This is a genomic window from Serratia quinivorans (genome assembly GCF_946227985.1).
In the GTDB taxonomy this organism is placed as follows: Bacteria; Pseudomonadota; Gammaproteobacteria; order Enterobacterales; family Enterobacteriaceae; genus Serratia; species Serratia quinivorans_A.
This window is the reverse complement of sequence record NZ_CAMKGL010000013.1, coordinates 80,886-95,686: the sequence shown is the minus strand read 5'-3', so window position 1 is coordinate 95,686 and position 14,801 is coordinate 80,886. Positions and strand designations below refer to the sequence as shown.

The 14,801-nt window shown below is 54.9% G+C and carries 12 protein-coding genes; 6 read left to right on the top strand and 6 right to left on the bottom strand.

Annotated features, from left to right (window positions below; translation table 11 throughout):
• Positions 1-17 precede the first annotated feature (17 nt).
• From OCH02_RS22805 to OCH02_RS22785, 5 genes are all read left to right on the top strand, one after another.
• Positions 18-1,010 (top strand): type IV pilus twitching motility protein PilT, encoded by a 993-nt coding sequence (locus tag OCH02_RS22805; protein ID WP_261433119.1) that lies wholly within the window; start codon positions 18-20, stop codon positions 1,008-1,010.
• Between the two features lie 153 nt (positions 1,011-1,163).
• Positions 1,164-1,796, top strand: coding sequence for a response regulator transcription factor (locus OCH02_RS22800; RefSeq protein WP_261433118.1), 633 nt, complete (start codon positions 1,164-1,166; stop codon positions 1,794-1,796).
• A 151-nt stretch (positions 1,797-1,947) separates the two neighbouring features.
• Complete coding sequence (locus OCH02_RS22795) at positions 1,948-5,364, top strand: ATP-binding protein (RefSeq protein ID WP_261433117.1); 3,417 nt, start codon at positions 1,948-1,950, stop codon at positions 5,362-5,364.
• 123 nt (positions 5,365-5,487) lie between these two features.
• The gene (locus OCH02_RS22790) at positions 5,488-5,931 is read left to right on the top strand and encodes a DUF1090 domain-containing protein (protein WP_261433116.1); all 444 of its coding nucleotides are present in this window, start codon (positions 5,488-5,490) and stop codon (positions 5,929-5,931) included.
• Positions 5,932-6,152: 221 nt separating this feature from the next.
• A complete protein-coding gene (locus OCH02_RS22785) occupies positions 6,153-8,336 on the top strand; it encodes a fimbria/pilus outer membrane usher protein (protein WP_261433115.1) in 2,184 nt (727 codons plus the stop codon).
• Here the strand turns inward: OCH02_RS22785 and ruvX are convergent.
• The 6 genes from ruvX to OCH02_RS22755 form a co-directional block, all read right to left on the bottom strand.
• Positions 8,299-8,721, bottom strand: a complete 423-nt coding sequence (gene ruvX / locus OCH02_RS22780) for a Holliday junction resolvase RuvX (protein ID WP_261433114.1) — start codon at positions 8,719-8,721, stop codon at positions 8,299-8,301. The two genes, OCH02_RS22785 and ruvX, sit on opposite strands and share 38 nt — an antisense overlap.
• Complete coding sequence (locus OCH02_RS22775; RefSeq protein WP_261433112.1) at positions 8,721-9,284, bottom strand: YqgE/AlgH family protein; 564 nt, start codon at positions 9,282-9,284, stop codon at positions 8,721-8,723. Before OCH02_RS22775 ends, ruvX begins: the two co-directional genes overlap by 1 nt.
• Positions 9,285-9,531: 247 nt before the next feature.
• Positions 9,532-10,482: a glutathione synthase gene (gene gshB, locus OCH02_RS22770; RefSeq protein ID WP_261433110.1), complete on the bottom strand. Its 951-nt coding sequence runs from the start codon at positions 10,480-10,482 to the stop codon at positions 9,532-9,534.
• Between the two features lie 10 nt (positions 10,483-10,492).
• Positions 10,493-11,224 (bottom strand): 16S rRNA (uracil(1498)-N(3))-methyltransferase, encoded by a 732-nt coding sequence (rsmE, locus tag OCH02_RS22765; RefSeq protein WP_261433108.1) that lies wholly within the window; start codon positions 11,222-11,224, stop codon positions 10,493-10,495.
• Between the two features lie 185 nt (positions 11,225-11,409).
• Positions 11,410-12,105: a deoxyribonuclease I gene (gene endA, locus OCH02_RS22760; RefSeq protein ID WP_261433107.1), complete on the bottom strand. Its 696-nt coding sequence runs from the start codon at positions 12,103-12,105 to the stop codon at positions 11,410-11,412.
• A 101-nt stretch (positions 12,106-12,206) separates the two neighbouring features.
• Positions 12,207-12,719 (bottom strand): SprT family zinc-dependent metalloprotease, encoded by a 513-nt coding sequence (locus OCH02_RS22755; protein ID WP_261433106.1) that lies wholly within the window; start codon positions 12,717-12,719, stop codon positions 12,207-12,209.
• A gap of 368 nt (positions 12,720-13,087) precedes the next feature.
• Here OCH02_RS22755 and fumA point away from each other — a divergent pair, with 368 nt between their 5' ends.
• Positions 13,088-14,734, top strand: coding sequence for a class I fumarate hydratase FumA (gene fumA, locus OCH02_RS22750; RefSeq protein WP_261433105.1), 1,647 nt, complete (start codon positions 13,088-13,090; stop codon positions 14,732-14,734).
• The last annotated feature ends 67 nt before the right edge of the window (positions 14,735-14,801 follow it).

Here is a 14,801-nt window from a genome sequence, read left to right as displayed (position 1 = left end):
TGACCCAGGAGATTGATATGGATATCGATGAATTCGTGGCCCTTAGTGTAAAGCATAATGCTTCCGATCTGCACCTTTGTACCGGCCATCGGCCGATGTTGCGCATTGATGGTGAACTGCAGCCGCTGGAAGGGGCGGAAATACTGAGCGAAGCCAGAATGCAACTGCTGTGCAACGGCGTGCTGCAGCCGTTACAGCGACAGCAGTTACAACAACAGGGGCAGTTGGATCTGGCGCTTTCGCTGCCGGGCGATATCCGGCTGCGCGCCAATTTTTTTCTGCAAAATCTGGGCGTCTCCGTTGCCTTGCGGCTGATAGCGGGCCAGTGCCCGAGCCTGGCAGCATTGGCAGCACCTGACATTATCCCCGCGTTGGTGCGACGTGAAGACGGCCTAATCCTGGTGACCGGGGCGACCGGCAGCGGTAAATCCACCACGCTGGCGGCGATGATTGACGACATCAATCAGCACCAGCGGCGGCATATTCTCACGCTGGAAGATCCGATTGAGTTTATCCACCGCAGCAGGCAGTGTTTGATTCAGCAGCGGGAGTTGGGGCGCGACAGCCATAGTTTTGACGATGCGCTGCGGGCTGCACTGCGTGAGGATCCGGATGTGATCCTGCTGGGAGAGCTGCGCGACGCCACCACCATCCGCCTGGCACTGACCGCTGCGGAAACCGGCCATCTGGTGTTGGCTACGCTGCATACCCGCAGTGCGCCACAGGCGGTGGATCGGCTGGTGGATGTTTTTTCGGCGGAAGAAAAGCCCTATGTACGCGCCCAACTGGCCGGGAGTCTGCAGGCGGTGATTGCACAAAAGCTGTTAAGCCGGCCCGGAGGCGGCAGGGTGGCAATTTTTGAGGTGCTGACGGCAACGGCGGCGGTCAGCAGCATGATCCGTGAAGGCAAAACCCATCAATTGGCCAACGTGCTGCAAACCGGCGGTCAGTCGGGAATGCAGACCTTTGAACAGGGCCTGCAGCAGCGGGTTGCGCAGGGAATATTATAATGCCACAATCGCTAAAATAACCGTGTCTGATGGCAATGCCCATTGGCTATTCTGTAATAACCCATTAAAAATATTAATTTATGCACTTCATTAAATCTTTGATGAAGTGTTTTTGCGTGTTTTTAACGCTGTCTATTGGATAAGGATATCCTTATGCATACCTGGCTGATTATTGACGATCACCCGGCAATTTGCTTTGCCGTGAAGGCCATTCTCGCCCCATTAGGAAATAACTCAATTATAACTGCTACCAATGGAATGGCGGCATTGGCAAAAATAAAAGAGCTGCAGCCCCAGCTAGTGATCCTCGATATTATGCTGAACAAGATGGATGGCTTGCAAATACTGCAACACATTCGCCAAATGAATGGTTCGATTAAGGTTATCGTCTACAGCAGCTTACCTGCGGAGATCTATGCCGAGCGCGTCTGGCGTGCCGGTGCCTGCGGTTTTTTCAGCAAAGAGCAGGATGTCAGCCAACTGGTACCGCTGTGCCTGCTAGTGCTGCAGGGCTATCATTGTTTTCCGCAGGGGACATTTTCGTCGTTGTTAAATGCACCAGCGCAGAATGAAGACCTCATGGACCGACTTTCCGATCGCGAACTGACCGTGCTGCGTTATTTAAGTGATGGCTTGAGCAATAAAGAGATTGCCGACCGCTTGCTATTAAGTAATAAAACCATCAGTACCTATAAGACGCGTCTGATGGATAAGCTAAAGGTGCAAGGTGCCGATGGGCTGGCGAACTTCCTTCACAATAAAAAAAGTCGCCGCAATGATGAATAGGTTATTTTTAATATTGCTGTTGTTTTGCTGCGGCGCATCAGCGGAGGTAAACCAAAGCTTTCGGGAAATAAACCTGGATAGCCGTAGCCAGGTTCAATTACCCGAACCGGGATTAAAGGGCAGCGACTGGCAATGGTTGCGTCAGAAACGCATGCTTATCTATGGCACTGCAGCTCCCAATTATCCACCTTATGACATCACCACCGGGCTGCATGACTATGGCGGTATCAATGCCGACTATCTGGGCATTATCGGCTATAACCTCAATATTCAGGTACGCGTCCACTACTATGAAAGCTATCAGTTACTGATGGCAGCACTGGCCAAAGGGGAAGTGGACCTTATCGCCAATGCCAGCGACGAAGACAGGCAGAAATATGGTCTGTTGCTCACCCATCCTTACATCAATGCCAGCCCGGCTCTGGTAGAGCGAACGGACAGCCTGTTACATGGTACGCCGATCCGGCGGGTGGGCATTGAAAGTTTGTACCTTAACCGCAAAGCGTTATTCGGGCGCTTTCCTGACGCTAGCACACAAGTCTATGACTCATCACGACGTGCACTGGAGGCTCTTTCTTTTAATAATCTCGATGCATTTATCGGGGATGCCATTTCCGCCCGCTATCTGATCAACCAGGCGAACCTGAATAATCTGCGTTTACAACTGTTGCCACAGGAAGAGGCCAGCGGCTTCTCTTTTGGCGTTGATAAAAGTAATGCCCGCCTGCAAAGGATCTTGAACCGGGTGCTGGAAGCCCTGCCTGACAGCGCGGTGGTGGCAATTCAAAGCCGCTGGAGCGGTGGGGCGCCGATGGCCTCCGCCAGAAAACACCTGTTGTTTACCTCACTGGAACGCAAGTGGATTGAGGATAATCCTCGGGTGCGGGTGGTGGTTAACGATGATTTTGCACCACTGAATTTCTTTGACGAGCAAGGGTATTTTCATGGGCTGACGGCGGATGTGCTTGAGGCGATCGCTGCCCGCACGGGATTGAGGTTCGATGTTATTAGAGCCAGCTCACTGCAACAGTCGCTGGAGGAAGTTAAGAGCGGCAAAGCCGATGTGGTCGCCGGCGTAACCCTGGATGCGGTGTGGCCCAACGGGCTGTTGACCACCCGTTCATATCTGTTTAATTCCTGGGTATTGGTGGGCCATGAGGCACAAAAAGCCGATTTACAGCCGCAGCGTATAGCGTTGGTGCGGGGTCACCCACTCGATGCTTTCTTGCGCCAGCATTTCCCGCAGAGCCGCATTGTTCCGGTAGCGACGCCCTACGACGGGATCAAAGCGTTGACCAACGACCGTGCCGACGTCTTGGTGCTGCCGATGATCAGCGCAGATTTCCTGCTTTCCCATGGTTCTCAACCCGGGTTGCAGATCCTTCGCGGGTTGGATTCAGAACCTGCACGTTTTGTTATGGGTGTTTCCGGCAGTGAATACCCGCTGGCAACCATTCTCGACAAGGCATTACTGAATATTCCGCCGGAGGATATTCATGCCATGACCCGCAACTGGTACAACAATGCTTATCTGATGAGCGGCGAGAGTATTGAAGGGGCTTTACTGCCCCAGTATTACCGTCCGTTGCTGTTGGCGTTGGTCATCCTATTGCTGTTTGTGCTGGTGATATGGGTTTTTTATCACCGGCGACATCGACAGCGTTTGGTGGCACTGCGCAATGAGATGGCTTTGCATCAGCAAAAGTTACTGGATGCCGTGCCGCTACCGATTTATCTCACCGATTTAAAAGAAAAAATCACTTCGGCCAATGCCCGTTTTTATCAGGCGCTGGGGCTGGTTCCGCCGGCGGCAGTAGGTCATAGCCTGGAAAGTTTTCAACTCAGCCTCTCCGGTGCTGAAGATATTGCGCTGAACCTGAATGAGCAGGATCCCCATGCGTTGCTGATCACCCGGCAGCTGGCCTTTGGTGAACAGCCCCATATTTTGCAGCAATGGAGCACGCTGCTGATGGCGGAAGAGGGGCACTGTGTCAGTAAAGTGGGCGGCTGGTTTGACGTGACCGAGCGCGAGCAACTGATTGTGCAATTGCAGCAGGCCAAGGAATTGGCAGACCGCGCCAACCGGGCGAAAACCACCTTTCTTGCTACCATGAGCCATGAGATCCGCACCCCGCTCAATGCCATTATTGGCATGCTGGAACTGGTGTTACGCCAGCAACAGCGCGGGGGGGAAACGAACATCGAGTTACTGAACATTGCCCATAGTTCGGCACATTCACTGTTGGCACTGATTGGCGACATTCTGGATATCTCACGCATTGAGTCTGAACGTTTGGTGCTGCACCCGGAGCGGGCCGATTTAAGGCAGTTGATTGAGTCAGTTGCCATTTTGTTTGACGGTGTCGCCCGCCAAAAAGGTCTGGGCTTTAAACTGGACATTGATGCCGAGATAGCCGGGGATATCTTGATCGACCCGGTTCGGTTTAAACAGGTGATCTCAAATCTGGTCAGCAATGCGATTAAATTCACCGAACGGGGGACGGTCACCCTCAGTGCGCTGGTGGATGCCATCAGTGATGAGCGTCTGGAAATGCGTATTAGAGTAATTGACACCGGTAAGGGCATTGAGGAAACCACCCAATCGCTGCTGTTCCAGCCGTTTTCTCAAGAACAGAATATGGCCGGCAGCCATGGCGCCGGGCTGGGGCTTTATATTTGCCGCACACTGGTCACCATGATGAGAGGCACCATTACGCTGGTCAGCGAGCCGGAAATTGGCACTGAGGTGACCGTTTCTCTGTCTATTCCGCGGCTGATGGCGGTAGTACCACAGCCAATGGTGGCATCGGTCCCCGCCGTTGAGCGGCCTGGCTTACGGATACTGGTGGTGGAAGATCACCGTGCGGGGCGATTGTTACTGACGCAGCAATTGCGCTTCCTGGGGCATCATCCGATCCCGGTTGAGGACGGCGTGCAGGCCCTGAAGGCGCTGGAGGGGCAACCGGTCGATTTAGTGATCACCGATTGCCATATGCCGAATATGGACGGTTATGACTTCACCCGCCGACTGCGGTTGAATGAGCGTGAGAGAGGGCTATCGGCAGTGAGCATCTGGGGGTTGACGGCGGATGCGCAGGGCAGCGCCCGGGAAGCCTGCCTGCAAGCCGGAATGGATGACTGTCTGTTCAAACCGGTGAACCTGCAGATCCTCACCGAAAAACTTCGCCCTCTGTCAGCAATACCCAGCCAAACGGGCAAAGAAGCCTGGATTTTTGACCCTGCAACCTTACCCGCAGAGCTGCGTGCGGCAGGGGTATTTGCCGAGTTTGCCGAAACGCTAATTGAAAGCCTGAAAGAAGACGGCGAGTTGCTCAATGCACAGCGGGATAACCTGTCGGCAGAGAACGGCCAGATAGCTGAGGTGGCGCATAAGTTATTGGGGGCTGCTCGTTTAGTGAATGCCGATCGGCTGGCTGAGGCTTGCCGGTGGCTGATGACGAGTACGACTGACGAGAATATGGCGGCTGTGTTGCAAGCGGCAGACGAATTGGTCGCGGCGCTGCAGCAATGCCTGTCGTTGACCGCTGTGCGGACTACAAACGAATAGTCCTTTCCTACAGCGGAATGAAGCCGTTTTACGCTATTTAGGTCACCCGCAGAAATCTATTATCTGTCCGACAAGAAGGAGGGGAGAGCTCCCCACTTATTACCGTTGAAAAGGGACATGATAATGAAAAAAATGACTAAATTAATCGCACTGCCACTGATTCTGGCGTTGGGTGCAGGTTTTGCTTCCGTGGCTTCTGCAGCAGGTAACGACTGTAATGCCAAACGTGGGGCGATTGAAAACCAGATCAGAGAAGCGCAGAAATACGGCAACAGCAACAAAGTGGCCGGCCTGCAAAAAGCGTTGAATGAACTGCAAGCCCATTGCACCGACAGTGGCCTGGCAGCCAAGGGCCAGCAAAAAATCGACAAGCTGGAGCGCAAGCTGACTCAGAAACAAAATGATGTCAGCAAGGTGCAGGCTGATTTAGGCGAAGCGCAGGCGCGTGGCGACGCGAAGAAAGTTGCCAAGTATGAGAAAAAACTGCAGGAAAAACAGTCTGACGTCAACGAAATCACCGCCGACCTGCGTCAGGCTCGTGCCGAACTGGCCGCCCTGCAAGGCTAAGCTTTTTGGCTCAAGGCTAAAGGCGCGTAAAGCGCCTTGAGTTTGATGACAAAGTTGTCTTTGAATCCGAGATACCCGGGCCTAGCGCACCGAGGGGCGCTCCGGCGGGCAAGCCGCTACGACCCCTTCGGCACGCTCTCCCTAATAACGGGCTTTGTCAGTAGTCTGAAGGCGCGTAAAGCGCCTTTTTTATTGGGTTAAAAAGCCGGTGTTAACCATCCATGCTTTTCTATTTACGCACATCCTTGCTGCTGACGGCGTTAGTGGCACCTGCCTGCCTGGCCGAATCCAATAAAATCTACGTTATTGTCAATAATGCCTACCATGGGCGTATCGGGTTTGATCAGACCCCGAGTGGGGATGTTTGCATTACCGCTCCCCTGCTCAGGGAATGGGGGATGCGTTATGCCGATGTCGCCGCCATGTATTTCTCTGCCGAGGGCTGCGTGATGCCGCCAGCATTGCTGCAACGAAATATAAAACAGTTTTTTGACCCGGATGCGCAGCTACTGACGCTGGTGATCCCCGCAGCTCTGGTCACCAATACGGAAAATGGCGTGGTCACCAGCCGTTGGGATGACGGCATAAATGCCGCGTTCGTCGATTATCGGCTCAATTACAGCCACTATCAGGGGGAAAAATACCGCAATACCGATCGCCGTCGCCGGATGAACGTGGATATTAACAGCGGAGTGAATCTTGGTGCCTGGCGTTTGCGCTATGAGCCGGTTTATCAGGAAGAAACCTGGGGCAAACCCGCATGGTATACCGACCGGGCGTTTGCCTTTCGTGATATCAAAGCCTGGCGCTCTCAGTTGACCCTGGGCGATAACAACACCCCTTCCACGCTGTTCAACAGTGTGAAGTATCGCGGTATCAGCCTGGTGTCGGACGACAGGATGTTACCGGATGGCCTGCGTGCTTTTTCACCCTGGGTACGTGGCTACGCGCGGAGTAACGCGCAGGTGAAGATCCGCCAGAACGGCGTGGTGATTTATCAGACCTTTGTTTCGCCCGGCACCTTTATTCTGAAGGACGTTTATCCTCCGGCCCCTGACGGTGATATTGAAGTGATCATCAAGGAAAGTGACGGTACCGAAACCGAACGGCGGATCCCCTATTCATCGATGCCTAATCTGGTGCACCGTTACCATTGGAAGTACGACGCCACCGTCGGCAAATATCAGCCCTACCACGGCACTGAACAGGCGCAGCCGGTATTCGGTGAAATGTCGCTCAGCAGCGGCCTGGCCTATAAGTTGACGCTGTACGGCGGTTTTCTCACCTCAGATCTCTATCGTAGTGCCGCCGCCGGCGTGGGCAAAAGTCTGGATGAGTGGGGAGCCTTGTCAATCGACTACAGTTATTCATCTGCGGTGGAGCCGCGGCGGCAAAAACCAGACCGAGGGGGTATGGCCCGGCTGCGTTATACCAAGGCGGTGCCTCAATGGGAGTCCTCCTTCAGCCTGTTGGCGCAGTATTATCCGCCTAAGCAAAGTTACCGCACTTTCAATCAGGCAATAGATCAGCAGAAAACCTACTGGTGGGATTGGGAGGACGGCATTTTTACCGGTGATTTTGACGCTGAAAAAAAATATCGCCTCGAGGCAAGCTACAACCAGTTTATTACGGATTCTGACAGCGCCTATTTAACGCTGGTGCAAGAGACCCTGCGCGGGCAGGAGAAAGGCGAGACCAGTCTTGAGTTCGGCGTGAGCAGCAGTTGGGGGGAGTTGGACGTGAACCTGCGTGCCGAATATAACCAACGCTCTTACGGTAAAGATCAGGCCCTGCTCGCCCTGTCGTTCTCTATCCCGATGAGCGCGATAATGCTGCCGCGGGTGAGGCTTAACTACGATCATACCCTGGTGAAGAATGGCGAAGATAGCCGCCGTCTGGGTATCAGCGGGACGGCATTGCAGGATTACAGCCTCAACTACGCCGCCAGTACCACCCAGACGCAGCAAAAAGGCAATAGTCAGGATCTCAGTGCCGGTTACCAATACAACGCCGGTCAACTGCGGGTGGGATATTCGAGCGGGCTTGATTATCGGCAGCAGAATGCCGAACTTTCCGGCAGCATGATTGTATCCGACCAGGGCGTGACGCTGGGGCAATCGTTGGGTGAAACCATAGCGCTGGTCAGTGTGCCGGGTTCACCGGGTATTGGGGTGGATAACCAATACGGCGTGACCACCGACTGGCGCGGCTATGCGATTGTCGGTTCATTGACCTCGTACCGGGTCAATCGGCTGTCGCTCGATACTTATAGGTTGCGGGAGGGGTGGACGTTACCGGAGGACGAGATTGAAGTGGTACCGACGGCGGGCGCCATTATGTTCAGCCGGTTTGCACCGGCTGAAAAAGTTAGCTCAGCTGCCGCTCAAACCAGCTTTCCAAAATAACCACCGCCGAGGCGGAGTCCACGCTGCCCTTGTCCAGCGCGCGGAACCCGCCACGGTCGAACAAATTAGCGCGGGCTTCGACGGTACTCAGGCGTTCATCATGCAGCGCGATCTGCACGCCAAAACGGCCGTGCAGGCGGTTGGCAAATTTGCGAGCCTGTTCGGTCACCAGTTGCTCGGTGCCGTCCATATTCAGCGGCAGACCGACCACCACCAGATCCGGCTGCCACTCTTTGAGCAACTTTTCGATCTTTTGCCAGTCCGGCGAGCCGTCTTGTGCTTTGAAGGCGGCCAGCGCACGGGCGCTGCCAGTCAGTTCCTGCCCAATGGCGGCACCAATGCTCTTGGTGCCGAAGTCGAAGGCGATAATGGTACGGTTGATCATCAGGCGTGTCCTGCGTGATTGGCAATGCTGCAGATGTCGATGCCCAGGCGGTTGGCGGCCTCGCGCCAGCGGCTGGCGATTGGCGTATGGAACAGAATGTCGGTGTCGGCTTCAATGGTCAGCCAGGCATTTTCCAGCACTTCCTGCTCCAACTGGCCCTTTTCCCAGCCGGCATAACCGAGCGCGACCAGCACGTCATCCGGCTGCTCCGGGGTGCCCAGCGTTTCCAGCACGTCTTTCGAGGTGGTTATCATGGTATCCGGCGAGATCTGAATGCTGGAGCCGAAACCCTTGCGCGGCGTATGCAGGATAAAGCCGCGATCGTCCGCTAACGGGCCGCCGGCAAACACCGGCTTATCCAGGCTGATCGCCGGATCACGCGCCTGTGGCATGATCTTCAGTTTGCTCAGCACCGTTTCCACCGTGAACTGCTCCACCGGTTTATTGATCACCAGGCCCATGGCGCCCTCTTCATTGTGCTCGCAGACGTAAATCACCGAGCGTTTGAAGCGAGGATCCTGAAGTGATGGCATAGCGATAAGAAAATGGTGCTGTAAATTCATGGTGTTATTTAAAATAATCAAGTGGTGGTAAGTTAAACAGCCGCCAGTATGCGGCCATCCCCGTCGCCTTTCAAGTTGCAGCGTTGTTAGCTGCGCCCGCTCACCCACAGTGACTTACTTAAGTAAGCGCCTGGGGATGAGCGAACTGGCCGCCTAGCTGCAAACTTGAAATTCATAGGGGTAGACCCCGACGCCTTTCAAGCCGGGACGTCAGGATAGCGGGCGACAACGCCGCCCGCACTGCAGATTACTTCGCTGCCAGACGCTTTTCGATCGCGTCCATCAGCATACCGGTGATAGACACCGGGAAGGCCGCTTCGATTTCGCGTGCACAGGTCGGGCTGGTGACGTTGATTTCGGTCAGTCGATCGCCAATCACGTCCAGGCCAACGAAAATCAGCCCTTTTTCTTTCAGCGTCGGCGCTACCGCACGCGCAATTTTCCAGTCGCTTTCGCTCAGCGGACGCGCTTCACCCCGGCCACCGGCGGCCAGGTTACCACGGGTTTCGCCCTGCGCCGGAATGCGCGCCAGGCAGTAAGGCACCGGTTCACCGTCCACCACCAGAATGCGTTTATCGCCTTCCTTGATCGCCGGAATGAAGTTCTGCGCCATGCAGAAACGGCTGCCGTGTTCGGTCAGGGTTTCGATAATCACCGACAGGTTAGGGTCATCCTGCTTCACACGGAAAATCGACGTGCCACCCATGCCGTCCAGCGGCTTGAGGATGATGTCGCCATGCTGCTGGTGGAATTTACGGATGTGCGCCGCACTGCGGCTGACCAGAGTGTCCGGCGTCAGTTCCGGGAACCAGGCGGTGAACAGCTTTTCGTTGCAGTCACGCAGGCTCTGCGGTTTGTTGACTACCAGCGTGCCCTTGACCTCTGCGCGCTCGAGAATATAGGTCGCGTAGATGTATTCGGTATCGAACGGTGGATCTTTACGCATCAGGATCACGTCCAGATCCTGCAGCGCCAGATCCTGCTCGCTGCCAAAGCTGAACCAGCTCTCTTTATCTTCCTTCACGCTCAGCAGGCGAGTGCGGGCGCGGCCGTCACCGGCGTGCAGGTAGAGATCGTCCATCTCCATATAGTGCAGTTCCCAGCCACGGCGCTGCGCTTCGAGCAGCATGGCGAAGCTGGTGTCTTTCTTGATATTGATGGAGGCGATAGGATCCATCACGATGCCGAGCTTAATCATCTTTTCTCCTTTAACCCAGATCGCCGAAACGTACCTGCAAAGCGGTAATTGCGGTGAGCGCTGTGGTTTCTGTACGCAGAACGCGTGGCCCCAGCAGGATATCAGTAAATCCGTGGCCTGTGGTCATCGTAATTTCGCCTGTAGATAAACCGCCTTCCGGCCCAATCAGCAACCGGACATGCTCCACCGGTAGCGGCAGGGTGTTGATGCTGTGGCTGGCGCGCGGGTGCAGGTTAAGCTTGAGGCTGTCATCCTGCTCGGCACACCAGGCTTCCAGCTGCATGGCTTCGCGGATTTCCGGGATGCGGTTGCGGCCGCACTGTTCGCAGGCGGCGATGGCAATCTTCTGCCACTGCTGAATTTTTTTCGCCAGGCGTTCGCCGGAAAGCGCAACGCCACAGCGTTCGGAAAACAGCGGGGTAATGACGTTAACCCCCAGCTCAATGGATTTCTGAATGGTGAACTCCATCTTCTCACCGCGAGAAATCACCTGGCCCAGATGCAGATTAAGCGGTGATTCACGGTCTTCCAACTGGCCGGCGCTGAGCTGCACCTGCACGCTTTTCTTGTCGACCCGGGTGATCTCGGCGTCAAACACCTGATTGCTGCCGTCGAATAACTGCAGCGCCTGGCCGGCGTTCATGCGCAGTACACGCCCGATATGGTTGGCGGCGTCTTCGCTTAAGACGATTTCCGCGTTGTCGATCAATGGCTGCGGATGATAAATACGGGGTATACGCATTGAATATTCGATCCTGACTTAAGGGTGTAGTTTGCCTGATAGAACAGAGGCTATACCCTATGAATTTCGAGTTGCAGCTAGGCGCCTAGCTCGTTCATCCCCAGGCGCTTACTTTAGTAAGTCACTGGGGTGGGCGAGTGCAGGTAACAACGCTGCGGCTTGAAAGGCGACGGGTATATAGTAGGTTAGCCCTTTCGTTGCTGGCAAGCCTGCTGAACATAGGGATTATGGTTGCCCTGTACCTTAGCGATGCGTGCTTCGCGCAGGCATTCCCATTGGTTGACTGGGTATTGGCGATCCCATACCTCAAAAAGCTGGGTCTGCTGGCGTGAAAGCCGCAGTTGGTAACGGTCGCGCATATAGAAATAGGTACGAGCGATCGTACCGCGGGCGCGGGCAGGCGGTTCGGCCTGCTTATTTTTGAAGTCCACTTTCATCGGGCACTGGCCGTACTGACCCTCGCCGCCTTTCCATTGACTGTACATAAAGTTATTACGATCGCCGTTCACTTCACCTATTGCCGGCTGCAGGTTGTGCAAATCGGTTTCGATTTGGCGGTAATCGGCGTCTTTATTGCAGTTTTTGCGCCCACCCTGTTGCCAGCACTGCAATTGGTGACCGAACTGCCAGGCCGGTACCACGTGTTCCCATTCGATACGTTGCGCACGTTGGGCGTTTTTACGCGCCTGGTAGCCACAACTGTTCAGGTCGGGAATGCCTTTTTTACCCTGCCAGTCGATGCTGCAGCCGCAGTAGAAAGAGCCGGGGGCGTCCTGATTGATTTTAGCTGCGGCCGCCTTGGCCTGAGAAAAGTTATTGATGCCGTGCGCCTGTGCGGCCCCGGCAGTGAGAACCACCATAAATAAAATTTTGCGAAGCATATTCCAAAACAGCTCAAAATTGGAAAAGCAGGCAGGGTAGCGGAAGTTCGCAGCCGTAGCAAACGACGATATTTGCTTGTTTTAACGTATAAATCGTTTCGCTAAATGGGCTCGCCGGCGAAAAATTTCAGTTTGTCGCCACACTGACGGCAGCGATATTCACTTTCTCCGCGCATCACCCGATTGTGGCGGCGCACGGTCAGCTGGTGTAGCTGGCAACCGCAGCGGTAGGGGTAGGTTTTGCTTTGCACCGAGGCAATCTCAAACTGATGGGTACGGCTGGCCGGTACCTGCAACACGCTTTCCATCATCCAGCGCCATTCGTTGCCGTGGGGTGGCACGCGGCCAAACTGGCGGAATACCAGCAGGTGCGCCAGTTCATGCGGCACTACTTCATCGATAAACGGCTGTTGGTTTTCCATCAGCAGCACCGGATTCAGTCGGATTTCCCAGGTTTGCAGCCAGGCGGTGCCCGCGCTGGTTCCGCGTTGCTGGTAAACGACTTTGGGCTCGGGGAACTCGACGGAAAAGTGCTGACGGGCCAGCTGCAGTTTTTCTCGCAGACAGCGCATCACCGCCTGTTGCAGCGCAATGGGGATTCTTACTTTGTTCATTGCGGCTAGCTTAAGCAATGGCGCGCCGGCTGGCAATAGAGGTAAAACTAATTCGCCAACGGCCTGCCAGGCAGGTTTTTCACCGCTTTGATAACCCGATCGACGCTGATGGATTGTAATCATTGTGTTAACTGCGGGATAATAAACCGTACATGTCGAGTCCCTGCCTGTAGGTGCGAATATATTCGTCCCGATTAACACGGGCGCAGTATACAGCGCCCCTACAAATCAGAGGGAATTATGCGATTTAGCGCAATAACCGACTGATTAAAAATACGTAAGGTGTGGGGAGTTTTTTGACGCGGCCTGCCCCGAGCTGGCTGAGTAAGTGTGAATTTAACGCAGCTGATGTTGCAAGTGAGAGATTAATGTCGAATAAACCGTTCCATTATCAAGATCCGTTCCCGCTGAAAAAAGACGATACCGAATACTATCTGTTGAGCCGTGACCACGTTTCCGTGAGTGAGTTTGAAGGCCAGGAAGTGCTGAAAGTAGCTCCCGAAGCGTTAACCCTCCTTGCTCAACATGCGTTCCATGACGCCTCATTCATGCTGCGCCCGGCGCACCAGCAGCAGGTGGCCGATATCCTTAAGGATCCGGACGCCAGCGAAAACGACAAGTACGTTGCGCTGCAATTTTTACGTAACTCAGAAATCGCCGCCAAGGGTATTTTACCGACCTGTCAGGATACCGGTACCGCCATCATCGTCGGCAAAAAAGGCCAGCGCGTCTGGACCGGCGGCGGTGACGAAGAGGCATTGTCACGTGGGGTGTACAACACCTTTATCGAAGACAACCTGCGCTACTCGCAAAACGCCGCGCTGGATATGTACAACGAGGTCAACACCGGCAGCAATCTGCCGGCGCAGATCGATCTCTACAGCGTTGACGGTGAAGAATACAAATTCCTGTGTATCGCCAAGGGCGGCGGTTCAGCCAATAAAACCTATCTTTACCAGGAAACCAAGGCACTCCTGTCCCCGGGCAAGCTGAAGGATTATCTGGTCGAGAAAATGCGCACGCTGGGCACCGCAGCCTGCCCGCCTTACCACGTGGCGTTCGTTATCGGTGGAACCTCGGCCGAAGCGACGTTGAAAACCGTCAAGCTGGCCTCGACCAAGTACTATGACGGCCTGCCGACCGAGGGCAACGAGCACGGCCAGGCATTCCGCGACGTAGCGCTGGAAGAAGAGTTACTGAAAGAAGCGCAGAATCTGGGGTTGGGCGCGCAGTTTGGTGGCAAATACTTTGCGCACGATATCCGCGTGGTGCGTCTGCCGCGCCACGGCGCTTCATGTCCGGTGGGTATGGGGGTTTCCTGCTCCGCTGACCGTAACATCAAGGGCAAGATTAACCGTGACGGCATCTGGCTGGAGAAGCTGGAGCACAATCCGGGCAAGTTTATTCCGCAAGAACTGCGTCAGGCCGGGGAAGGCGAAGCCGTCAAGATAGACCTCAACCGCCCAATGGCCGATATCCTCAAGCAGCTGTCGCAATTCCCGGTGTCTACTCGCCTGTCGCTGAGCGGCACCATTATCGTGGGCCGCGATATTGCCCACGCCAAGCTGAAAGAGCGCCTGGATAACGGCGAAGGTCTGCCGCAGTACGTTAAGGATCACCCGATTTACTACGCCGGCCCGGCCAAAACGCCGGACGGTTACGCTTCCGGTTCTCTGGGGCCAACCACCGCCGGACGTATGGACTCTTACGTTGACCTGTTGCAGTCCCACGGCGGCAGCATGATCATGCTGGCCAAAGGCAATCGCAGCCAGCAAGTGACCGACGCCTGTCACAAACACGGCGGTTTTTACCTCGGCAGTATTGGTGGCCCGGCGGCGGTGCTGGCGCAACAAAGCATCAAGAGCCTGACCTGTGTCGAATACCCTGAGCTGGGGATGGAAGCCATCTGGAAAATCGAAGTGGAAGATTTCCCGGCGTTCATTCTGGTGGATGATAAAGGCAATGACTTCTTCCAGAAGATCCAGGCCGGTCAGTGTTCGCGCTGTGTGAAATAACTTTCGTCAATACTTGCCGTCCGCGGTCGGGCGGCAAGTTTCAGGCTTGCTCAGGCCTGTGTAAAGT

What these genes read in the sequence shown, in the direction of transcription:
- endA (WP_261433107.1), bottom strand. Translation starts at nt 12,105, where the DNA reads ATGCTTCGCAAAATTTTATTTATGGTGGTTCTCACTGCCGGGGCCGCA.
- fumA (WP_261433105.1), top strand. Translation starts at nt 13,088, where the DNA reads ATGTCGAATAAACCGTTCCATTATCAAGATCCGTTCCCGCTGAAAAAA.
- gshB (WP_261433110.1), bottom strand. Translation starts at nt 10,482, where the DNA reads ATGATTAAGCTCGGCATCGTGATGGATCCTATCGCCTCCATCAATATC.
- OCH02_RS22785 (WP_261433115.1), top strand. Translation starts at nt 6,153, where the DNA reads ATGCTTTTCTATTTACGCACATCCTTGCTGCTGACGGCGTTAGTGGCA.
- rsmE (WP_261433108.1), bottom strand. Translation starts at nt 11,224, where the DNA reads ATGCGTATACCCCGTATTTATCATCCGCAGCCATTGATCGACAACGCG.
- ruvX (WP_261433114.1), bottom strand. Translation starts at nt 8,721, where the DNA reads ATGATCAACCGTACCATTATCGCCTTCGACTTCGGCACCAAGAGCATT.
- OCH02_RS22775 (WP_261433112.1), bottom strand. Translation starts at nt 9,284, where the DNA reads ATGAATTTACAGCACCATTTTCTTATCGCTATGCCATCACTTCAGGAT.
- OCH02_RS22755 (WP_261433106.1), bottom strand. Translation starts at nt 12,719, where the DNA reads ATGAACAAAGTAAGAATCCCCATTGCGCTGCAACAGGCGGTGATGCGC.
- OCH02_RS22805 (WP_261433119.1), top strand. Translation starts at nt 18, where the DNA reads ATGGATATCGATGAATTCGTGGCCCTTAGTGTAAAGCATAATGCTTCC.
- OCH02_RS22790 (WP_261433116.1), top strand. Translation starts at nt 5,488, where the DNA reads ATGAAAAAAATGACTAAATTAATCGCACTGCCACTGATTCTGGCGTTG.
- OCH02_RS22795 (WP_261433117.1), top strand. Translation starts at nt 1,948, where the DNA reads ATGCTTATCTATGGCACTGCAGCTCCCAATTATCCACCTTATGACATC.
- OCH02_RS22800 (WP_261433118.1), top strand. Translation starts at nt 1,164, where the DNA reads ATGCATACCTGGCTGATTATTGACGATCACCCGGCAATTTGCTTTGCC.